This is a genomic window from Methylobacter sp. Wu1 (assembly GCF_036553575.1).
Classification (GTDB): Bacteria; Pseudomonadota; Gammaproteobacteria; order Methylococcales; family Methylomonadaceae; genus Methylobacter.
Map to the genome: position 1 here is coordinate 1 of NZ_JAZHOC010000014.1, position 23049 is coordinate 23049.

At 55.3% G+C, this 23049-nt stretch carries 16 protein-coding genes; 3 read left to right on the forward strand and 13 right to left on the reverse strand.

Annotated features, from left to right (window positions below; genetic code table 11):
- The 6 genes from V2P20_RS00950 to ade all read right to left on the reverse strand — a co-directional run.
- A partial coding sequence (locus V2P20_RS00950) for a condensation domain-containing protein (protein WP_331815074.1) occupies positions 1-1616 on the reverse strand: 1616 nt, incomplete at its 3' end.
- Between the two features lie 758 nt (positions 1617-2374).
- Entirely contained in the window at positions 2375-3340 is a 966-nt protein-coding gene (locus V2P20_RS00955) for an XdhC/CoxI family protein (protein WP_331815075.1), read from the reverse strand.
- Complete coding sequence (locus V2P20_RS00960; RefSeq protein WP_331815076.1) at positions 3333-3815, reverse strand: hypothetical protein; 483 nt, start codon at positions 3813-3815, stop codon at positions 3333-3335. Before V2P20_RS00960 ends, V2P20_RS00955 begins: the two co-directional genes overlap by 8 nt.
- Positions 3803-6061, reverse strand: coding sequence for a molybdopterin cofactor-binding domain-containing protein (locus V2P20_RS00965; protein WP_331815077.1), 2259 nt, complete (start codon positions 6059-6061; stop codon positions 3803-3805). The genes V2P20_RS00960 and V2P20_RS00965 overlap by 13 nt, the downstream gene beginning before the upstream one ends.
- Positions 6051-7451, reverse strand: a complete 1401-nt coding sequence (locus V2P20_RS00970) for an FAD binding domain-containing protein (RefSeq protein WP_331815079.1) — start codon at positions 7449-7451, stop codon at positions 6051-6053. Before V2P20_RS00970 ends, V2P20_RS00965 begins: the two co-directional genes overlap by 11 nt.
- Before the next feature lie 4 nt (positions 7452-7455).
- Positions 7456-9090, reverse strand: a complete 1635-nt coding sequence (gene ade / locus V2P20_RS00975; RefSeq protein ID WP_331815081.1) for an adenine deaminase — start codon at positions 9088-9090, stop codon at positions 7456-7458.
- Positions 9091-9916: 826 nt separating this feature from the next.
- Here ade and V2P20_RS00980 point away from each other — a divergent pair.
- A complete protein-coding gene (locus V2P20_RS00980) occupies positions 9917-12598 on the forward strand; it encodes an Ig-like domain-containing protein (RefSeq protein WP_331815083.1) in 2682 nt (893 codons plus the stop codon).
- A gap of 155 nt (positions 12599-12753) precedes the next feature.
- On the opposite strand, the gene V2P20_RS00985 is transcribed toward V2P20_RS00980, so the two are convergent.
- The 4 genes from V2P20_RS00985 to V2P20_RS01000 are packed head-to-tail and all read right to left on the reverse strand — an operon-like array spanning position 12754 to position 17778.
- Positions 12754-13866, reverse strand: coding sequence for an ABC transporter permease (locus tag V2P20_RS00985; RefSeq protein WP_331815085.1), 1113 nt, complete (start codon positions 13864-13866; stop codon positions 12754-12756).
- 2 nt (positions 13867-13868) lie between these two features.
- On the reverse strand, positions 13869-15002 hold the full coding sequence (locus V2P20_RS00990) for an ABC transporter permease (RefSeq protein ID WP_331815087.1): 1134 nt from the start codon (positions 15000-15002) through the stop codon (positions 13869-13871).
- Entirely contained in the window at positions 14999-16750 is a 1752-nt protein-coding gene (locus tag V2P20_RS00995) for an ATP-binding cassette domain-containing protein (protein ID WP_331815089.1), read from the reverse strand. The genes V2P20_RS00990 and V2P20_RS00995 overlap by 4 nt, the downstream gene beginning before the upstream one ends.
- Positions 16750-17778 (reverse strand): efflux RND transporter periplasmic adaptor subunit, encoded by a 1029-nt coding sequence (locus tag V2P20_RS01000; protein ID WP_331815091.1) that lies wholly within the window; start codon positions 17776-17778, stop codon positions 16750-16752. The genes V2P20_RS00995 and V2P20_RS01000 overlap by 1 nt, the downstream gene beginning before the upstream one ends.
- 968 nt (positions 17779-18746) lie before the next feature.
- Here V2P20_RS01000 and V2P20_RS01005 point away from each other — a divergent pair.
- Together V2P20_RS01005 and V2P20_RS01010 are read left to right on the forward strand one after the other, a co-directional pair.
- A complete protein-coding gene (locus V2P20_RS01005) occupies positions 18747-19694 on the forward strand; it encodes a multicopper oxidase domain-containing protein (RefSeq protein WP_331815093.1) in 948 nt (315 codons plus the stop codon).
- 18 nt (positions 19695-19712) lie between these two features.
- Positions 19713-21530, forward strand: a complete 1818-nt coding sequence (locus V2P20_RS01010) for a hypothetical protein (protein ID WP_331815096.1) — start codon at positions 19713-19715, stop codon at positions 21528-21530.
- A gap of 117 nt (positions 21531-21647) precedes the next feature.
- Here the strand turns inward: V2P20_RS01010 and V2P20_RS01015 are convergent, their stop codons facing one another.
- The 3 genes from V2P20_RS01015 to tnpA form a co-directional block, all read right to left on the reverse strand.
- Entirely contained in the window at positions 21648-22118 is a 471-nt protein-coding gene (locus tag V2P20_RS01015) for a lysozyme inhibitor LprI family protein (protein ID WP_331815098.1), read from the reverse strand.
- Positions 22119-22122: 4 nt separating this feature from the next.
- On the reverse strand, positions 22123-22449 hold the full coding sequence (locus V2P20_RS01020; RefSeq protein WP_331815100.1) for a lysozyme: 327 nt from the start codon (positions 22447-22449) through the stop codon (positions 22123-22125).
- Positions 22450-22565: 116 nt separating this feature from the next.
- Entirely contained in the window at positions 22566-22997 is a 432-nt protein-coding gene (tnpA, locus tag V2P20_RS01025) for an IS200/IS605 family transposase (protein ID WP_331815102.1), read from the reverse strand.
- Between the last annotated feature and the right edge of the window lie 52 nt (positions 22998-23049).

Consider the following 23049-nt stretch of genomic DNA (forward strand, 5'->3'; position numbering starts at 1 on the left):
TCCAGCGGCACATAGGCGCCGCCGGCTTTCAGGATGCCCAGCAGGCCCACCACCATTTCCAGGCTGCGTTCTGTACAGACCGCGACCAGGACATCGGGGCCTACGCCTAAACGGCGCAGGTAATGCGCTAGCTGATTGGCTTTAGTGTTGAGTTCGGCATAGCTCAGCGCCTGATCCTCGAACACCAGCGCCAGCGCATCAGGCTGCTGTGCCGCTTGCGCCTCAAACAGTTCATGCAGGCAGCGGTCCCGCGGATAATCGGCCTGGGTGGCGTTCCAGTCGTACAGTACGCGTTGCCGCTCATCAGCTTCCAGCAGACTTATTCGGCTTATAGGCACATCGAGCGTAGAGGATGCAAGTCTGGCAAGCAAGCCCAGCAGGCGGCGCATATGAGCAGATAAACTTTTTTCGCTGTAATGCGATGGATTAGCATCAAATTCAAAACGCATGTCGGAACCGCTCTGGTTGTCATAAACACTCAGAGAAAGTTCGAATTCCGGCCCTGTAGAAAGATTATGATTCTGTGCCGGATAGCCAGCAAAATTCGATACATAATTGAAAGGCATGACATTGACAGTCATACCATAGAAGGAGCTTCCGTTCGGAGGCAACCCAAGATCCTGACGAAGATCTTCGCTACGATAGCTTTGATGGCGCAAAGCATCTCGCACAGCCCTAGAAGTTTGAGCGAGAAACTCGCCAAAATTTTGCCCGGAATCAACTTTCAATCTCAGCGGCAGGATATTCGACATCATGCCGGGAATATTGCGCATTTCAGCGCCAATCCGGGCAGATACCGGCATGCCGACAACAATATCCTCCTCACCTGTAAATCGATGCAGATAAAGCGCTGCAGCAGCGATAATGACTTGAGTCAAACTTACGCCATGAGAGACGCCCAAATTGCGTAATGCCTCTGCCGACGCATAATCCAAGTATTCTGTCTTACGGATAAGCTGATGGGATGGAAGCGGGTCCGGTTGCTTGCCCGAGAGAGTTACCGGCTCGGGCCTGTCTTTCAGTTGGGCTAGCCAATACTCTCGATCTCGCTCGTGTCTTATTGAATTACGATATTTTTCTTCATTTTCCAATATACGAAGCCATGAACCGAAAGCATTGCCGTCTAGTGGTTTAACTCCGCTCATGGAGGAATATGTAGCTGCAACTTTACGGGCTATAAGTGGCCCCGTAAATCCATCCGAAATAAGGTGATGCGTGCGTTGATAATAAATAAAGAAATCGGAATGTATTTTCAAAAGTGCAAACGTAGTTATTGGACTAGGGATGATATCGCTAGCTTGCGCCATGTCATCACACATCCAACTTTTAGCAGCGGCGTAAGGATCTGCTTCAGCACTAAAATCTAAAGAATGAATAATCCAGTTTTTATCGCTAGAAAAGTATTGCTTTGGTCCTTCCTCAGTAGAAATAAAATGAAGATGGAAGCTATCACTTTGATCCATAACAGCATTCACTGCTGACCTGAACAGATCTGGATCAATGGCGCCTGAAATTTCGATATATTCACCAATGTTATAGGCAGGGTTTTCAGGTTCCAACATTTGAGCAAACCATATAGAGGTCTGCGCGCTAGTCAATGGATAGTATAAGGACATAATTTGTGCCAATCCTTGTAGATTGAGTTGAAATAACGCCCCAAGAAGTCAGCCATAACTTGATTAGCCAATCCCGGACAACCGTTTTTTATTTTTCTTGCATCACTTAAATTTTCTTAATGTTTAATATTTAATGAATTATTGAACTTTAATGCTAACGCTCGGTATAAAACGATAAACTTTGGCTATTAATTATTAAGAGGACAAACTTTATCTAACACTCATGGTAAGGTGACCAGTAGGTAATGCTATCGCACTGCTCATCCAATTTGGATCGCGTGCAATTAAGTAACCTTTAAGCGATTTTTGACAAATTATATAGATCTGTGGAACTGTAGGTAATCAGTATGAGCACTTATAGTATTTGCACTTATAGTAAAAGCACTTATGGAAATTCAACCAGTCCTTTGGACAATTCATAATTCTGCCGCCAAGTTTGGCCGACTGGGCGAGACTGCCTAATTTAACCTCAATTCAGTTTAAGCCTCATGAAGAAAGGGTAATCGTTCGACCCAATATGCGTATAGGTGCGAATTTACCTGTGCCCTTTAGGGTATTCGCGCCCAATAAAAACCTGCTGCTTTTTGGAAAGCCCGGCATGTGTCCCGGGTCGAATTCAGTCGACCCGGGACACATGCCATATCAGTGATAACAACCTGCTCCCTTTTTCATCCCGAATTCAGGTTAATTTAGGAATTGAAAGCTCGGGTGATCAGTTTTAAAGGACGACTGAAATCGCCCCTATATCCTTGCATTCTCTATTTACCCATCCCCTGGCTATCCCCGCCATTCACTATCTGAATCAGCTCGGCCGCAATGCTGACGGCGATTTCCTCCGGCGTATGGCTGTTGATCGGCAATCCGATCGGCCCGCGGATGCGTTGCAAAGTTTCGGCAGGCAGTTTGGCGCCGAGGTTAGACTTAATTTGCGCTATCTTGTTCCGACTGCCCAGCAGGCCCAGATAACGCACTTTTTTGCCGGCCAGCCTTTCGGCCACTTTTTCATCGGTTTTGTGGCTGTGCGTCATGATGAATACAAACACCTGATTGCCTTCGGGTATGGCATCGCTTATGAAGCGATACGGCATGATCTTTTTATGATGCGCGTCGGCATTGTGCTTGAGCGTATCCAGGTTATCGCGCTCATCGATGACGGTAATCTCGAAATCGAGCGTGACGAGGATTTTTGACAGCGCCAGGCTGACGTGTCCGCCTCCGATCAGATAGGCCTGCTTGCAGAGGCCGACGTTTTCCTCGTAGCGCCAGTCATTTGCGGTTTGCAGGAAGCTTTGTCCGGACAGGGTGCGCGCCGGGTCGAATGCCATGCCGTCCGGCGACAGCGTCAGTACGCCTTGTATGTTGCCGGCCAGATGACAAATCGCGCTGTCGCTGGCTTGGCAGCCGTACAACAGGACTGTCTGTTCGCCGCCGCAGAGCATGCCGGTCGCCTGCCCTTCCGTGCCAAGAAGATTGTGGCGCTGCCGGCTCAAATAGGGCTGAAACGAGCCTTGGGCCAGCAGCGACCGGGCCTTTTCGACCAGGCCATGCTCCACTGCGCCGCCGCCGACCGTGCCGAAGCATTCGCCGTTCGCCAGCACCGCCATTTTCGCGCCGGCCTTGCCGGGCGAACTGCCCTCGCTGCCGGCCACGATCATCAGCACGGCGGAACCGTGCCGTTCCAGCCCGTCTGCGAGCCGTTGCCAGAATATTGCCTGATTAGCCAAAGAACTTCACACTCAATGCGTAATAAACCGCCATCGAGGCGGAAAAAGCCGCGCTGGCCGGAAAACGCCAGCGCAACGGGATGAAATGTTGAATCATGTAATTGGCCGCGAAGCCAATCGGCGCGATCCGCACGAAAGAAGCCAGCCCGACGCTCAGCAGATGCCATTGCACTTCGGCAAACCGGCCTGAAAAACAGTGAATCAGCGCCATATGTCTCGTGATCCAGAGCGGGTTAAAAAAAGCCTGGGCCATCAATGCTTTTCCGATGCGGCTGAGGGCGTCCTGATGGCCGAAACGCCGCTCCAGCCAGGCAAAATACGCCGGAATTTCGATCGCATACAAAGTGCCGCCCAGCAATATCATGCCGATCAGGCGAGACAACTGAAAATCGCCTGTCAGCAGCGCCGCAATGCTGTCGCCCATTGCATAAACCAGCGCGCCGGACAGGCTGTTGCGCAACGTCAGCAATCGCATTCATACAACGCCAGCAGTACTTTCTCCGGCGTCATGGGCGCGATGGCTTCGGCCTGCCAGCCGGGATTGAAAGCCTGTATCGCCTTGGCCAGGGCAAAGTAACCGCCGATGCCGTACATGAGCGGCGGCTCGCCGACGGCTTTCGAATGCATGATGCCGGTCGGATTGTCGCCGTCCAGAAATTCGACGGCTATTTCCGGCGCGGAATAAATGTCGGGGATCTTGTAAGTAGTCAGGCTATCGGTCAGCAGCCGGCCCTGACCGTCGTAGAGGATTTCCTCCAGGGTCATCCAGCCCAGCCCCTGCACGACGGCGCCTTCCACCTGCCCCCGGTCGATAGCGGGCTCAAGGCTTCTGCCGCTGTCATGAACGATGCTGACGCTGGTGAAGCGATAAGTGCCGCGCAGGCAATCGAGCTTTACTTCCACGGCGGCGCAGCCGTAGACATGATAGGCAAACGGCCTGCCTTGTTCCTCGTTCCTGTCGAAAAAGACGTGGGGCGTCGCGTAATGGGCATGCGCCGACAGCACCGAGCGGGACAGATAGGCCTCGCTGACGAGTTTATTCCAGCTTATCCCCGCCGGTTGGCCGTTTAAACAGACCTGTTCCTGCCGGATGCAGACCTTCTCAGGCTCGATGTTGCCGCCCAGCAATCCGGCTGCAACCGTTTTAAGCTGTTGAAGAATCTGCCGGCAGGCCAGCAGCGTCGCCTGGCCGTTCAGATCGGCGCCGCAACTGGCCGCCGTGGGCGACATGTTGGCGATGCGAGCGGTATTGGTGCTTTCGACTCTGATGCGGGCTTCGTCGATAGCAAACGCCAGCGCGGCTATTCTGCTGATTTTCTGCTTCACGCCCTGCCCCATTTCAACGGCGCCGCAGCTGACGCTGACCGAACCGTCCGTATAGACGTGCACGAGAGCATCCGCCTGGTTCAGAAAAGTGGCAGTAAAGGAAATGCCGAAGCAGATCGGCATCAGGGCCAGCGCTTTTTTCTCGAGGCTGTGGCAGGCGTTGAAGTCTTCAATGGTCCGCTGCCGCTGCTCCAGGCCGAAGCGGTCATACAGTTGCCGCCAGCACAACTGCGCCTGGCAGTTTTCGGCCTGCATACCATACGGGAACTGCTGACCTTCCTGAAGCAGATTCTGCTGCTGAATGCGGGCCGGATCGACGTTCAGCGCCGCAGCAGCCTTGAAAATCGCCGATTCCAGAACAAATAGGGCCTGCGGTCCGCCGAAGCCTCTGAAAGCCGTATTGGGCGGCAGGTTGGTTCGGCAACTGACGGCCGTGGCGCGCACGTTGGGGATGAAATAACTGTTGCCGGCATGGAACAGCGTCCGCTCCAGTATGGCGAGCGACAGATCGGCGACCGCGCCGGCATTCTGGTAGAAACAGACGTCGTAAGCCAGGATTTTGCCGGTCTTGTCCAGGCCGATCTTGAAATCCGCATCATAGGGATGGCGCTTGCCGGTCCAGCGCATGTCATCGCCTCTGTTCAGCCTGATTTTGACCGGCTTGTTCACGCGGCTGGAAGCCAGCGCCGCCATGGCCGCCCAGCCGGTTGCCTGCTCTTCCTTGCCGCCGAAACCGCCGCCCAGGCGCACGACATCGACTTCTACCTGGTGCATGGCGCAATCCAGCACCCGGGCGATGACGCGCTGCACCATGCTCGGCGATTGCGTGGCCGACACGACCTTGAGGCAACCGTTCTCCAGCGGATAGGCGACAGCAACCTGCGTTTCCAGATACACATGCTCCTGAGCGCCTGAGGCGGCCGAGCCTTCAACGATCACATCGCAGGACTGCCATGCCTGATCGACATCGCCGAGCGAGAAAATGCGCGGCGGCGCGATGTGCAACCCCTGCGCGTGCGCCATACGGGCATCGAACACGGCCGGCAATTCACTATAGCTGACGCGCACCAATCCGGCCGCCTGCCTGGCGATGGCTGCGGATTCGGCCACGACCACGGCAATCGGCTGCCCCCGATAAACGACCTCCTTTTCAGCCAGCAGCACTTCGTCAGGCGCCGCATTGCCGATGTTGTTGCTGCCCGGAATATCCTTTGCCAGCAGAATCGTGACAACGCCAGGACACCCTAAGGCCTCTTGCAAATCGATCCGCTCGATGAGGCCGTGGGCGATGCCGGATACGACCGGATAGGCGTGCAGCAGGCCGGCCGGTTCGGCCATGTCGTCGGTAAAAATGGCTGCACCCTGTGCGTGCAAATCGATGTCGCTAGCGTGCATGCAACTGCTTCCAGTAAATGGTGTCGGGAAAAAGTTTCAGAAAATGCGCGAATATCAGCTGCCTCAACAGCAGGCGCTTGTAGTCGGCAGAGCCGCGGCTGTCGGAGATCGGGGCTATCTCACCCTGGGCGATGTTCACGGCTTCCAGAACGGTTGCGGCCGTGATTGCTTTGCCCTGCAGATAGGCGCTGGTTGCTGCCAGATAAAACGGAACCGGCGCAACGCCGCCGGCGGCCAGATGGGCTTTGATGATGCGCCCGCCGGCATGTTCGATGCTCATGGCCGAGTTGACGCTGGCGATATCCAGATGCGTGCGCTTGCTGACTTTTTCGTAGCTGAAACTCTGCGCGGCGGCTTTTTCGAACAGGATTTCCAGAACCTGTTCGCCGGCCTGAAGATCGGTTTTTTTGTAGCCCTGAAAGAAGCCCTTCAAGGCCACAGTCCGGCGGCCGATTGCCGATGCAATGACCAGCCACGCATCCAGGGCCAGAAAAAACACCGCCAGATCGCCGATCGGCGATGCATTGACCAGGTTGCCGCCGACTGTTGCGCGCGCCCTGACCGGCGCCGAACAGATCAGTTCAAAGTCCTGCGCCACGGATGGAAACCACTGCTGAAACAGTGGCGATGTCCGCAGCTGCTCGATCGTCGTCGCGGCCTCGATGACGCATTTGCCGCCCTCATGGCGAATGCCATCCTCCGAAGCCGGCAGGAAATTCAGCGGCTGCGCCTGCAGCCAGGCCGGTTTCTGCACGAACAGGTCCGTGCCGCCGGCCACGAACACGGCATCGGGCAATGCTTTTTCCTGATGCGGCACCGCCGCCAGCATCTCGCTCACCGTTAAGAAATACGCCGGGAGGATCTGCCAGTGTACGAGATCCTCGATCCGGCGCCCCATCGGCGAACCGGACAGGTCAAATTGCCGGCATAGCTGTTTAATGGCACGCTTGATGCCGGCATAGCCCGTGCAGCGGCACAGGTTGCCCGCTGCCGCATCGACGGCGGCATGTTCATCGGAGATCAGGCTGTTCAGGAAAAATCCCGTCAATGCCATGACCAGTCCGGGGGTGCAGTAACCGCACTGGATCGCGCCATTGTCGACCAGCGCCTGCTGGATCGGATTCAGGCGCTCGCCGTTCAGGCCTTCGATCGTCACGACATGCCCATCGGCCGCGGCGCCCAGCGGCAATAGGCAGGCATTGACGGCCTGATAGCGCAGCCCGCCGACCAGACGTTTGCCCAGCAGGACTTGGCAGGCGCCGCAATCGCCTTCGCGGCAGACGTCCTTCGTGCCTGTCAGACCGCGATGGCGGCGTATCGCATCCAGCATTACCATACCGGCCGGCAATTGTTCTTCGACCAGATGCTGATTAAGCAGAAACCGGCTCATGGTCTTATACCGTTAATGACGTAAAGGTAAACGTCCGGCCGTCAAACAGGCCCTGATCGCTCAACTTTAGTTCGGGAATCACCAGCAGCGCCATGAAAGACAGCGTCATGAACGGCGCGCGCAGCGGCGAGCCCATCTGTCTGGCGATCGCGTTCAGTTCCGCATAGCGCGCCGCGACCGCATCGCCATCGTCATGGCTCATCAGGCCGGCGATCGGCAACGGCAGCAGCTCGACGCCGGCCTGATTGGCCGCCGCAATGCCGCCCTGCGCGGCAATGACCGCATTGACGGCCCGGCAGACGGATTCGGCATCGGCGCCGACTGCGATAACATTGTGGGAATCATGAGCAACGCTCGAAGCCAGGGCGCCCTGCTTAAGTCCGAAGCCTTCGATAAACGCCAGCGCCGGCGGGGCATCCTGGTAGCGGTTCACGACGGCCAGCAACAGCAGGTCGCGTTCCGGATCGGGCACTATTTTGTCATTTTCGATTTTGGGCGCATGCAGCGTTTCCTGCGTGAACAGATCGCCATCGGCCGCTTTGATGACGCGGATTTGCCTGCCCTTCGCCTCCACGTCCAGATGGGCGTCCGTTATGGGACTGGCATTAAAGCGATTGATGGGCTCAGGCTTGATGCGGGGCAGCAGGCTTATGCCCTGCTGCGCGACTTTCTGCCCGACTATCCAGGTGCTGACCGGTTTGAATGTGCTGATATTGTCGACTTCCACGGCGTCCATGCGGTCGCCGATCCGCAATTGGCCGACAGCCAGGCCATAGTGTCTTATCGGATTCAGGCAGGCGCAGCGCAGCACGTCAAAAACGGAATGGCCGTAAGCGACGGCCCTGGCTGCCAGCAGATTGATATGGCCCGCGGCCAGATCATCGGGATGTTTGTCATCGCTGCAGAACATCACGCGCTCCGGATATTCGCTGATCAGCGTATGCAGGGCATCGAAATCCCGCGCCGCCGAGCCTTCCCTGATCAGGATATGCATACCGGCCGCCAGTTTGGCGCGCGCTTCGTCGAGCGTGCTACACTCATGATCCGTGGAAATGCCCGCTTCGGCGTAGCGCCGCATGGCCTCACCTTTCAAGCCGGGCGCATGGCCGTCGATCGGGCAGCCGTAGCGTTTGGCCAGCTCCAGCTTCGCCATGATCTGCGGATCGTTGTTGAGCACGGCCGGATAGTTCATCATTTCCGACAGATAGCCGGTCAGCCTGTTCTGGAACAGATATTCCAGCTGTTCGCTTTCCAGGCGCGCGCCGGCCGTTTCAAACGGCGTGGCCGGCACGCAGGACGGCGCGCCGAACAGGATCGGCAGCGGCGTCAATGCCGCGTTATCGCACATGAAGCGAATCCCCTCCAGCCCGAGCACATTGGCGATCTCGTGCGGGTCCGAAACCGTCGCTACGGTGCCGTGCCGGCAGGCGATGCGCGCAAACTCGGCCGGTGTCAGCATCGAGCTTTCGATATGCACATGCGCATCGATGAAACCGGGCAACAGGTAAGTCTTGTTCGGGTCTTCATAACCCAATCTGGTTATAGCGGCGATAATGCCCCGCTCCCAGCGTACTTCAGCCAGAAAAATCCGCCGCTCCAGCGGTTGAACAATATTCGCTATCACACTGCCTTGATGCATATCCCCTCTTATGTACTGATGTTACGCACGGGCGCTTTCATCCCGTTTGCCGTGCCGAGGCACCGCCGCTTTTGACAGCGGTAGGCCGGGTTGATAAACCCAGCATTTCGGCCGCCCATGCCGGGTTTCCGCTAAAGCTCCAACCCAGCCTACACAGGCTGTTAAAAGCAAGTAACTCGCCTTCGGGTGCGATAAACCCGATTAAATAAAACCGTCGCGCTAGCGGCACTTTAATCAAATCCCAACTAACTGCGTAATATCAGTTATTCACTGACGTTACGATGCCAATTCATTGAGCATAATACATCAGATTCTCTGCTGCGGCGAAAGCCGACTGGTTTTCCCGCCATTGCACGTCGCTGCAGAGAGGCTGAACAGATTCTTAAGTATTTGTACCCATTGTCAGGTTCAATAAGAACGAGGAATACTTATGCCCCTAAAGCACGCCTAGCGCGCTGATAATTTGAATAATACCGGAATTATCTATGCCTCAACCTCTATGCAGAAGGCGAAGAATTCGCCTGTTGCCTTCGAGATAAAAAAGACATTTCGCAAATGCCAACCAAGCGACCTGGAGGCCGAATAAATCTCAGGAAACTAAATTTAGACATAAGAAACTGGTAACGTCCAGCTTGCCTGCCTTCCCGCGCGGTATAGGCTGACCGTGATTAAGTCAGGCAATTCATATGACGACATAAGGGCATGCATCACTGATGCACTGATCTATTCTGCCCAAGCCGCAGAGGGTCTTGACCTTGGCGCATGGAAGCGACTATTCGATTTGCCAGCCGAGCCTGCAATTACTTGAGATTTCTAAGGAGTCTGTATGTCTAGTAAGTCTATTCTTATCTCACTCTTGGCAATAAGCAGCTTTTCTGCACCCGTCCCCGGCACAGCCGCCGAGCAGTTGCCTGATTTATGGAATATCATCCCGGCAGAGGATATGAAGATTGTGCCGACGGATGCCGGGCTGGAGTTCCGTTACACGCACAACATTGCCAATGCCGGTCCAGGGCCGTTCGAGATCCAGCCCAATTACAATGAGGCATCCGGTAATTACCAAGGCCTCCAGCATATTTACTCACTCGACGCCGACCAATGGTCGATCAGCCGAAAGATTCGTATAGCCGGCGCGTTCGAGTTTCACGCCGAGCATGGGCACTTCCACTACCCCTTGGCAGCCTTCGGGCTTTACTCGGTTGCTCCGGATGGCGGCCTCGGAGCACCCGTTGCGCTGAGTCCCAAAATCGGCTTTTGCATCGTCAACTCGTTCGCCTATGATAAAACACTGCCGAATTTTGGTGCCTTCACCAACCAAGGACCGTGTACTGACCCAAGGTCTCTGCGGGGTATAGCTGTCGGTTATGTAGATAATTACGATTACAATGATGAAGGCCAATCTATTCCCCTCCCCATTAATCCCGCTACCAAAAAGCCAGGCCTGCCCGATGGCACTTATTGGTTCCGGGCGATCGCTGACCCGGACAATTTCATCGTCGAGAACAACGAAAAAAACAACATTACCGGCATCAAAATCGTCATCAAAGACAATGCGGTCATACAAACATTTGATCCTGTCTTCCCGGATTCAACACCGCCCGACATCGTCATGACATCACCTCAGGACGGCGATCACCTGTTCGGCACTATTTCCCTCAGAGCAAATGCGCGTGCAACCGGCAATGCTGGCGTACAGTATCTTCTCGACGGCGCGCCATTGGGTAAAAGCACCCAGGCGCCGAATTACCCCTTTGCCTGGGACACGACGACCGTAACGAACGGCACCCATTGGCTGGCCGCCCAGATCACTGATGCGGCCGGACGCACCGGCACCTCGCCCGTCGTGGTAGTGCTGCCTGCGGCCCAGGGCGAGAAAGATGCCACGGTCCCGACCATCACATTAACTCAACCTAAGGCTAACTCGACAGTGTCCGGGATTGTTGAGGTTGGCGCGGCCGCGACCGATGACAGGCATGTTGCGCGCGTCCAGTTCTTTATCGACGGCAAACCGCTAGGTTCTGCGGTGACCCATCCGCCCTTCATGACCCGGTGGAACACCAAAACAGCGGCTGACGGCTCACACGTGCTGACTGCCTCGGCCACCGATGCGGCCGGACAAACCGGCAATACCGACAATGCAGGCAAACCAGCAAAACAAACCGTCACCGTGGACAACTCTGCGCCGCTGCCTGACGTTATCGGTAAAGAAGCCGTTGTGGTCCAGGAAGGGCCCGGAGCACTAACCACGCCCCCGTTCTCCACTACGACAGCGGGCGATTTGCTCGTCGCTTTTGTAGCCTATGATGGCCCGGCCAATCAGGCTCAGACAGCCGCAGTAAGCGGCGCCGGCCTGAGCTGGCAGCTTGTCAAACGCAGCAATACTCAAGGCGGTACGGCAGAAATCTGGTCAGCGCGAGCGCCTGGCATACTGACCAACGCCACAGTCACATCAACCCCCGAGAAAGGTTCTTTTGATGGTTCACTCATTGTCGTTGCATTCACCCACGCCGCCGGCATAGGCATCCAAGGCGTTACAGGCGGTGCATCCGGTGCGCCCGATATCTCCCTGCCCGGCATAGCGGCGGGTAACTGGGTATGGGCAGTCGGCAACGATTGGAGCGGTGCAGCGGCCCGGAAGCCCGTACCTGGGCAAGTGCTCGTCTACCAGGGGATCGATACAGGAGCCGGCAATACTTTTTGGGTGCAATCGACCAGTGCGCCGTCCGATGCTCTCGGTTTGGTCAATATCCATGACAGCGAGCCGACCGGCAATCATTGGAACTATGCCGCTGTAGAGATCATCGCAACACGCGGCGACTCCGGGACAGGCGCGGGTCTTAACGCCTCTTTTGACGGCACCATGCTGACGCTCCCGGTCGTCAAGGTCGGCAATCAAAACTACCGGGTAACGCTGAGAATCACCCCGCTCGAAGGCAGCCCGACCGGCTACGGCTTCGTACTGGATAGCGCCGTACCGACTACGGCTTCTTCGGATACTGCCGCGACGTATGACCCTAAAACCGGACAACTGCTTTTACATTCGGTAACGTTGATGTCCGAGGGCGTCAGTCAAGGCAGCGGGGATGCCCGACTGAAATGGGTAGCTGGCTCGGCCCCCATGCTATTTGCCCTGGAAAGTCCCGATCTTCCGAATATTTCTCCCCCGGCTGTTTACTCTTCTGATAGCGGTGTCATGACGCTGCCGGTTGTCAACGTCGGCAGTCAAAAGTACCGTGCAACGCTGAGGCTCATTCCGCTCGAAGGCAGTCCGACCGGCTACGGATTCAAGCTGGATAGCGCTGAACTGACCACTGTGTCTTCGAATACTGCCGCAACTTTTAACTCTGCAACCGGACAAATCGATCTGCCCGAGATAAGGCTGATACAAAATGGCGCCAGAATGGGCCAGACGACTGTATCTTTCAAAATGGAGTTAATAACGGGTTCTAATCCGCTGGTGTTTAAATTGACCAGTTTGCCCCCCATCAATGAAAAACCGTGGCAGTAAATTAAGGACGGACTTCTCATCATGGGCATGAAATTGGTTTATTTTGCGCATTCATCCATTCGCTTAGGATTCGGCTAAAAGTCTTCGCGGGAGCGATGTAGGCACCGCTCGCGCTGCTAGCCGCCATTTGCTGCGCTCAGCGTGACCGCTATTTTTCAATACATGCGCCGCCTGAACAGCCAGGAGGCGCAGATCAGGGTGACGATGCCGATCACGGCCAAAGGCCAGTATTGCGAAAGCAATACTGACGTCGGCAGGCCTTCAAGAAAAACGCCGCGGACGATAACCAGGAAATAGCGCAAGGGATTGAGCAATGTAAGCTCCTGTACGAGCGGCGGCATATTGGCGATCGGCGTGGCAAAGCCGGACAGGATGACGGACGGCACTAAAAACAGGAATGCCCCCAAAAGACTCTGCTGCTGAGTGACGGATAGCGATGAGATCATCAGGCCGATGCCGATATTGGAAAGCACAAACAGCACCACGCCCAGATACAGCGCCGCCAGACTGCCGATCATCGGAACCTTGAACCAGAACACGGCCATGAAAATGATGAATGAGGCTTCAAGAATGCCGATAATCATCGCCGGCAACGCTTTGCCCACCAGTATCTGAAAAGGCGTCAGCGGCGTCACCAGCAACTGGTCAAAGGTACCCTGCTCGCGTTCGCGGGCAATGGAAAGCGCTGTGACGATGACGGTCACGACCTGCGTCAGCAGGCCCACAATACCGGAAACGATAAACCACTGGCTTTCCAGGTTCGGGTTGAACCAGGCCCTGATCTGCAATTGCGCGGGCGGCAGCGGCAGGCGATGCCGCTCGGCCCAGCTCAGGTTAAACGCCGCCACTATGCTTTGCATGTAATTCAGGGCGATCAGCGCCGTGTTGGAATCGCGGCCGTCGATCAGAATCTGCACTTCGGCAGGCTTCCGGCCCAAATACAGATCGCGGCTGAAATGCGGGCCGAGATGCAGTACGGCCAACACCTTCTTCTCGTCAATGGCCGGCGCGATCTGTTCCTGACGGGTGATTCTCAAAACTTCCGTAAACGCCGGCGCAGCGGTGAAGCGCTCGATAAAATCGCGCGAGGCAATGCCCGGGTCCTCGTTATAGACCGCAATGGGAATATGGCTGAGATCGAAAGTGGCGGCATAGCTGAATATGAAAAGCTGGATCATCGGCGGACCAATCAAAATGAAACGGCTTTTCCTGTCCCGGAGCACAGCCAGAAATTCCTTGATCAATAGCGCATGAATCATGGCCCACATAATTACTCCAGCCGTTTCGGGGCTTTCTTCGCAGCCAGCGCGAACAACACGGCCGCCATCAAGGCCAGCGCCAGCGCATTGGGCAGAATGACGGGCCAGACGTCGCCGGCCAGGAATACAGTTTGCAAAATCGCCACGAAATAACGCGCGCCCACCAGATACGTGAACGCCTGTATGGCCGCCGGCATGCTGTTAATATTGAAAATGAATCCGGATAAAAGAAAGGCCGGCAGATAAGTGACGATGATGGCCGCCTGGCCGGCAACGAACTGGTTTTTGGCGATAATCGAGATTAAGAGCCCCATGCCCAATGCGACCAGCAGGAACAGTGTGCCGGTCAGCAATAATACCCAAAACGAACCGCGCAGCGGCACGTCGAACAGAAACACCGCCATGGCAATGGACAACAGCATCCCGCCCATGCCGAGCAGATAGTACGGAATCAGCTTGCCCAGCAGGACTTCGCCCATCGTGACCGGCGTCGCGATCATGGCCTCCAGCGTGCCGCGCTCCCATTCGCGGGCCATGACCATGGCCGTCAACAGCGCGCCGGTCAGCGTCATGATCATGGCAATCAGGCCCGGCACCAGAAAGTCCTTGCTCAGCACCGCGCTGTTGTACCAGATCCGCTGCTCGGCGATGACCGGCCTCGACAGAGTTGTGCCGCGCGACCTGGACAAATGGCTCAGCCATTCATTCCATGTGCCCTGCACATAGCCCGAAACCAGGCGCGCGGTATTGGCGTCCACGCCATCGACGACGACCTGGATGGCCGGCGAGTTCTGCTTGAACAGCTGGCTGCTGAAATTTCCGCGCAGCCGGATAATGCCCATGATTTTTCTATTCAGGAGCGCGTGTTCGGCGGCCGCCATATCGGCAAAATGAAATGACTGAAAATACTCGGACTGCTGAAAGGCCGCCGTGAAACTCGCGGTTTCAGGCGTGGTATTCTCCACGACCCAACCTATCGGCACCCGTTTGGCGTCCAGCGAAACGCCGTAACCGAACATGAACAACAAAAGCACCGGCAACATGAAAGCAATGGCCAGGCTGCTCGGATCGCGCCAGATCTGCAGGAACTCCTTGGCGATCAGCCCCCTCAGCCGCATGCGTTTTTTGGCTCTTGAATCGCTCATAGTTGTCTTGCCTGTATCAATTGGATAAACGCATCCTCCATGGTCGGATCGGGCAGGCCTGGTGCGCGCGCCTGCCGCTTGATCTCAGCCGGCGTGCCAGCCGTTAAGATATCGCCTTCGGCCATGATCACCAGGCGGTCGCAGTATTCGGCTTCCTCCATGAAATGCGTGGTCACCAGCACCGTAACGCCGGCTGCGGCCAGGCGGTTGGTGCGGTTCCAGAACTCCCGCCTGGCCAGCGGATCGACGCCGGACGTGGGCTCGTCCAGAAACAGGATTTCCGGCTCGTGCATCAAGGCGCAGGCCATGGCCAGACGCTGCTTGTAGCCCAGCGACAAATCGCCGCTGTTGGCGTCTTTGCTCGCCTCCAGTTCAAATTGCTGCAAGGCCCACTGGATGCGATCGTTACGGCGCGCATTGCTCAGGCCGTAAACACTGCTGAAAAACGCCAGATTCTGGCTCACGCTCAGATTCGAATACAACGAGAACTTCTGCGACATGTAGCCGATCCGCGCGCGGGCCTTGGCTGCGGCCTTGCGCAGGTCGACGCCGGCGACCCGCAGTTGGCCGCTGCTGGCCGGCAGCAATCCGCACAGCATGCGGAAAGTCGTGGTTTTGCCGGCGCCGTTTGCGCCCAGCAGTCCGAAGACCTCCCCGCGCCTGACCGTGAAGCTCAATTTTTTTACCGCCTGAAAGTCGCCGAACCAGCGGTCGACGCCGTCGACGCGAATGATCTCTTCATCGGCGGCAGGCGCGGACGGTTCCGTTATCCTGTCCGCCTGCCGGATCGGCGCGCGGCGTTTATTCAACAGCTCGATAAAGGCGTCTTCCAGCCGCGGCGCGATAGTCTCGATTCGTGGTTTGCCGTTGTCTGTTTTTGGCAGCGCCGCATTGACCGCGTCTTCGCTGTCGCAAACGACGCGCACCGCCTCGCCCTGGATGACGGCATCGGTAATGCCGGGCTGGCCGCTCAGGCGGTTTTGCAGATCGCGGTTGGAAAGCCCAGGATGCGTGATGCGATAACAGCGTCCCTGGACTTTTCGCCTGAAAGCCTCCGGACTGCCATGGTCCAGCAGCTCGCCCTCATCCAGCAGCATGACTTCCATGCAGCGCTCGGCCTCGTCGAGATAAGCCGTGCTTAACAGTACAGTCGTGCCGCTCGTCTTCACCTGCTGATCGATAATGCTCCACAGCTCCCGTCTCGATACCGGGTCAACCCCGACGCTGGGCTCATCCAGCAACAGCAGTTGCGGCTGGCTGAGCAGCGTGCAGGCCAGCCCGAGTTTCTGCTTCATGCCTCCGGACAGGCGGCCGGCCAGGCGTGCGGAAAAAGGCGCGAGGTTCGTCATGCGGGTCAATTCCTGGAAGCGCTGTCGCCTCACCTCCCGGCCGATGCCATGGAGATCGGCATAAAGGTTCAGGTTCTCCGCTACGCTGAGGTCTTCGTACAGGCCGAAGCGTTGCGGCATATAACCGGTCAGTCCGCGAAGCTGCTCGGCCTGAGTATCGCTATCATGCCCGAACACGGTGACACGACCCGAATCCGGCAACAGCAATCCCGCCGCCAGCCGCATCAGCGTGGTTTTGCCGGCGCCGTCCGGCCCGACCAGACCGGCCACCGTGCCTTTCGGCAGCGCCAGCGACACATTCCGCAAGGCACTTACGGTGCGCCGGCCGGCAACAAAGTTTTTGCTGACAGCCTGGAATTCGAGCGCGACAACTGTCTGACCGGTATATGAATCAGGCATTACCGCTCCTTGCAAGGCGGCGATGCACTGCTTTCAGGACTTGAAGCAAGAGGAATATTCACTGTAACCGGCATGCCAAGGCGCAATTCGTTTTGCGGGTTGCAGGCAAAAACGCGCACCTGATAAACCAGGCTGGTGCGAAGTTCCGGCGTTTCCACGGTTTTCGGCGTGAACTCGGCTGTGGGCGAAATAAAGCCGACCCAGCCGTCGTAGACTTTGCCGGGATAACTGTCCGTCCTGATTTGCGCCGGCATGCCGTATTTCAGCCTGCCCAGCTGACTTTCCGGCACATAGGTTCTCGCCCAGACCGGATCGATCAGCGCCAGCGTATAAACCGGCGTGTTGATATTGGCCATATCGCCCGGCTCCAGAATCCTATCCTGGATGATGCCGTCGGCAGGCGCGTAGAGATGCGCGTCCTGCCAGGTTTTTTTCGCCAGCTTGAATGCGCTTTCGGCGGCTTCCAGCTGCGCCCTGGCTTCGGCGATGTCTTCCACGCGCGGGCCGATAACCGCAAGTTCGTGCAGTTCTTTCAGGGAGCGCATCCGCTCGCGGGCCGCATCCAGTTCCGAGCGGGCCCGGTCCAGCGATTGTACTGGTGCCGATTTTCTCCGGACCATCTCCTGCATCCTGTCGAATTCCTTTTGCGCGAACGCCACAGCTGCCTGGGCTGACTTGACATCCGCCTGCGCCTTGCGGATGTCTTCAACACGCGAGCCGGCTTCCAGCCTTGCCACCACCTGACGCTGGGCCTCGGCCTTGGCTTTGGCGTTGTCCATCGTATACTGAAAACGCTCCAGATCCTGCATGGCCAGCAGCTGGCCTTGTTTGACCTGATCGCCTTCCTTGGCATGCATTTTTGCTATGTATTCGGTGTCATGAAAACTCAGCTCGACTTGGCGGATGTCGATATTGCCGTATAGCGTCAGGCTGTTTTCGTCAGCCGGCCTGGGACGGCTGGCGTACCAGACGATAACCGCGATGCCGGCTATCACAGCCAGGATTATGATAATTTTCAGTGATCTCATGCTGTTATTTAAGTTGAATGAAGCGTCCCTGCAGGCTGTTTTTGTTGAAGGCGGCGACTAGGCGAAGCAGGCAGGATGAAAGCTCACTTTGTAACTCAAGCGGGGCAGTGTTTGCAACATCCAGGTTAAGCGACAGCACTTGGCCGACGCCAAGCTTTCGAATCGGCAATCTATCTATCCATTGGGGTTCTCCCCTGCTTCGCTTCATTCAGGCTGTTGATACGATCGGCCGGCCACAGGTATCGGGCAAATCTCCGCCCTGAACCCTCACTGCCATTAAGTTAAGAAAAAACGGAGTCCAAAGCTTGCTTTGGAAAAATCGCTAAGTCAACCAAAGCAAGCTTTGGACTCCAGGTAAGACCAGCTCGACGCTCTTAACTTAATGGCAGTAGCCCTGAACCCTACCGACGCATGGCGCGGAAAAGCCCGCTGCGATGGAATCAGCGAGGTAAAAAAGCTATTTGTCGTCATAGTGATAACCTGGTTGTTAAATGGACAGCCTTAATACGTTGTTAATTACACAACATTTATATTGTAAAAGATGTAAAAGATGTAAAAGATGAAGATATAAAGCCCTGACACTACTTGGCATGATTAGTGCAAAAATCGATTTGAAAATCGTTTTCATCCAGACAACCCAAAGGAGAACGCCCGATGTTTTGTTGCCCATGCGAACAAACTTAACGCTCTAAAACCGCAATCGGCCGTGCTTCCATCAAAGGCTCGCGCGACAAAAATGCCGCCAGCTCCAACTTTCAGGATTTACTTGAAATTTGAATTCCAACAACACTGGCAACGCCTAGACGTGAAACCGTGTTGATGCGATCGGACCAGCCGTTGCTTTTATTTTCATCATGGATCGTATTGATCGTAAATTTTTATTTAAAGGATATCCGTCCGCTGTTTTAACGACGCTGATAGGAAATGGAGACTTCAGTTAAAGATGATTTTTGAAGAGAGGAAACACTATGTTAACGAGAATTTTTTTAATGTGCTGCGCCATGGCGCTCGCGCAACCTGTCATGGCGGCGCAAGAGTCGGGAAATACACATCTCATTGAAATGGAGGGGGCCAAACTGGAATCCGGTCAATTGGCTTACCGGATGGTCAGCCACAAAATCCGCAATTCATCCGGATCGGTACAGGATATTACCGACCGCTACAGTTCCGAACCTACCATCCCGGGCCCGACAATCATCATGACCGAAGGTGATGTCGCGGAAATAACCCTTAAACATGCCATCAAGGATGCTTCCGATCCGGTGAGCCTTCATGTTCATGGCGTTCATTTCCCGATTGAGAGCGACGGCACCATGAAAGTGTTCAATCATCTGGCCGACCAGGCCGCCTTTCCTGGCAAGTCTTACACCTACAAATGGACCGCGGCACCGGGCACTGCAGGCACCTGGCCCTATCACGACCACGCCTTTGGCGATCCGATGCTGGGCGCCGAGGACAAAGGGCTGTACGGAACGCTCATCGTGAATCCGAAGAGCGGCAAAGTAGCTGCGCTGATCGACGGCCAGATGAAACAGGTGGATATTAAGGACATCAAGCGGGAATTTGTCCTGTGGATGCACGAAACCACTTTCTGGGGCATGGAGCTCAACCATCTCGCCAACCGCCAGATTCCTCTGTGGACCAATCCCACCCTTGGCGCTCGTGAAGGCGAGCTGGTGCGCTTCCATGTCGTAGGCATCGGTACGGCCTTTCATACTTTCCATCTGCATGGACACCGCTGGCTTCAACCGGGAACCTCCCATGTGGTCGACACCGTCAACATCAGCCCGATTGCCCGCGAAGTTTTCGTGCTCAAGGCGGGCGAAGGGGTGGGTACCGGCGAATGGCATTACCACTGCCACGTTCTGCAGCACATGCAAAGCGGCATGATGGGCGGTTTCAGAGTAGTCAAGTAAACATAGGAAGATATTAATATGAACAAAATTTCTAGTTTGACAGCAGCGATTTTAATGACCAGTCTTGCCGCTCCCTCATGGGCGGCGGCGCCATCGAACGATGACAACCTCATCCTCAGCGTTCCGGGCCTGATGCCCTCAGCGGTGCTGGAGATGTCCGACGAACCGGGGCTATGGTTTAAAGATCCCCTCGACGGCGATGCACTGGTCGTCATTAAGCCCAATCAGGCAGCGATGGTCAAAATGACCGACACTCAAACCGAGCATACCATCACCAGCCTGCTATGGCCGGCAGGTGCGAAAAATTTCCCGGTTGACCAGGACAAGCCCTCTAACGCCAGCGTGACCGCCGCTTTCGATAAACCGGGACTGTACGTGTTTACCTGCAAGGTGCATCCGTATATGTTCGGCGCCGTGGTCGTGGACGATGAGAAAACCGAGGGATTGGATATCGGCAGCGAACTGCAATTGGTGACCGGCGCCAAGATACCGGCCAGCAGCGACCTCGCCAAGCGCCTGCTGCGCACCTTCTTCGTGGCAACCACCCCGAACCTGTGGCGCGATTACAGCAAGCCGCAGTGGGAAGTGAAACTGCCCGATATTCCGCTCAACATTGAAGGCAACACCATCAGCCTCAGCGCGCTCAGCATGACCATGCCCAATGAGCTGAAAACGCCCCAGACGCCGGGGGTGGGCGAAGTCTGGGTCAACACCCAGTTCGAAATGATCGAAGGCAAAAAGAAGGCCGGCACCGCCACTCGAATCAGCACCGCGGACTGGAATGTGGCCAGCAAGTTCAAGGGCGTTAAGGAGGACATGAACAATCCTCACAATATGTGGACCGACAAACATTATCGGCATATCTATCAGACCCAGTGGTTTGACAAGAAAATGTTGACCTTCGATCGCGTCAACGGCCAGGTCTACAGCAATGTCGTGGTCGGCGAATCGCCTTCCCATGTCATCTCCCGGCCCCTGGATGACATGCTCTATGTCGCCATCAACGCTGGCGAGCAGGTAGTCAAAATGACCGGCGGCAAGAATCCAACCGCCAAGAAGAGCATCAACACGGGTCCTCATAGCTCGCCTCATGGCCACTATATTACCGAGGACAGCAAGTACATGGTGACGCCAAACGCCCTCGCCGGCAGCGTGTCGGTGGTGGATCTCAATGCCGAGAGCAACACCGAAATTCCGACTGGCGGCGTTATCCCGATCGCCGTGTGGGGCACGCCCGACGGCTCCACCGCTTATGCAGCCAATCTGCTCGGCACCCCTCCGTTGCTCAGTACCTTGTCGGTCATCGATATTCCCGGCAAGAAAAAGCTAAAGGATATCGATTTGGCCGCGGACTATGATCCGGTATCCGGCAAGATCAGCGGCGAAGCCTATGGCCTGCTGCCGATCCAGACTCCAGTCAGTCCGGATGGCAAGTACGTGGTCACCGCCAACACCTTGAGCGCGACCATTACCATCGTCGATACGGCCACCAATAAAGTGATCAAGAGTCTGCCTTGCGAACCGGGCTGTCATGGCGCCCATTTCGGCATGAAAAAGGGCGGCGGCTATTACGCCTATGTAGCCAGCAAATTCGCCAACGATCTGGTTGTGGTCGATATGGACAAGCTGGAAATCGCCGGTCGGGTATTGCTGGCCGACCCCAAGGACAGCAGCATCACGGCTCACAACGGCATGGGCGGCCAGGGCGTTTTACCGTTACCGATAGTAGAGCATGGCTATCTTAAGGAAACGCTGAAGTTGGCCGGCACCGGCGAATTGATCCCCGAAGTGGAAGGCTGGCTGCAAGTTTTGACAGACGATCAGAAAGGGAAATAGCTCAAGCAGGACGGGATTTACAAATCCCGTCCTGCATAGTTGCATAGGCTATACAAACCTCAGCCCTCGTGAGCAGCCCAAACGTTTGAGCCTGCGTAGCACAAGTATCGCAGGAATTTACTTGTTAGCTTCTGGATAGTTTTTTAAGTAATGCAATAGCTCAACCACTCTATTCTTTATAATGGCTGTTTGGTATGCACTGCGTGAAATAGCCGACGACGATCCAAAATTGTCTAATGTCCAGTTATTATCGATAAAGTTGTACTCCGCATCGCGGAACTGAATCCATAGACGCTGCGAACGCAGCAAGGACTGTCTGCTATTGGCATTAAGTTGTTTGCTTAAAGCCGTATAGACCTGGTTGAGTTCTTGATCGAGAAAGTCACCGTATTGAACATATGCCTTGAGAATTTCCTCTTGATTTTGCGCTTGTTTCTCAACAACGAGTTCATATTTTTTGCTGCGCGATTCAAAGTCTGCAACGAGATCGGGCGCATCCGGATTATCGATGGCAAAGCAAAAAGACGCCTGTGCGAGCAACCATGCTGCTAGGAAAAAAATTTTTGCTTTCGGCCCGATTAAAAACATTGTTTCACCACTTTTTGTAAATACCTTGTGAATAAACACTCCATTCGCATGCTCTTCTGTTTTCGAGCCCTTTCATCACCTTACCTTGGGATTTACTCCAAGCTTTCCACGCTGCTTCAAGATTTTTGTAATTGGTCTTAACTTCAGGATCATTCACCAGCTTAACGACTGATGAACCGGAAAAGCCATTTGCTCCAGCACCGATATTAAAGGCCAGCATAACTAGCGCATCAAATTGCTGCTGCTTTAATTTAACTTTTATATTTGAACGGACTGCATTGACAAAGGGGGATAAATCCTGCTCAAACAATATGCTTGCGGCGCTAACCATAATACCGTCCCTGTAAGTATCCCATTCGGTCCTTTTACTAAACAACCACCCGCTCAAGCGGGTGGGTTCGAATAACGGACTGAAAGTCCGGATACGCGTCGACTAAACGACGCGTCTTAATCCGGCTCCATTTTAAAATTATCGTTTGGGTTAGGTTCAAAATGATGCTCCAAATAGTGTTTAATCATCTCATCGGTCATCTGGCCAACGGTGGCGCAAAAATAGCCACGTGCCCAAAAATGTTTTCCCCAGTACCGCTTTTTCAAATGCGGAAACTCCTCAAACAGATAGCTCGAAGTTCGTCCCTTGATTCTCCTCATGATTTCGCTGGGCGCCATATTCGGCGGGGCACTCACCAAAATATGGACATGATCTTTACTGACTACGCCTTTTATAATCCGTATCTCAAACGCTTCGCAGGTTTGGCGCACCAAGTCTCTTACTCGCTCTGCTATTTCACCACTCAGCACCTTGTAACGATATTTTGTTACCCAAACAAAGTGGTATTCAATTTGGTAAACCGTATGGCTGCCGTATCTATAGTCCATTGCCACCTCCTTGGCCAGATTATCGCAGCTAAAGCTGACCGGCTAAAGCCGG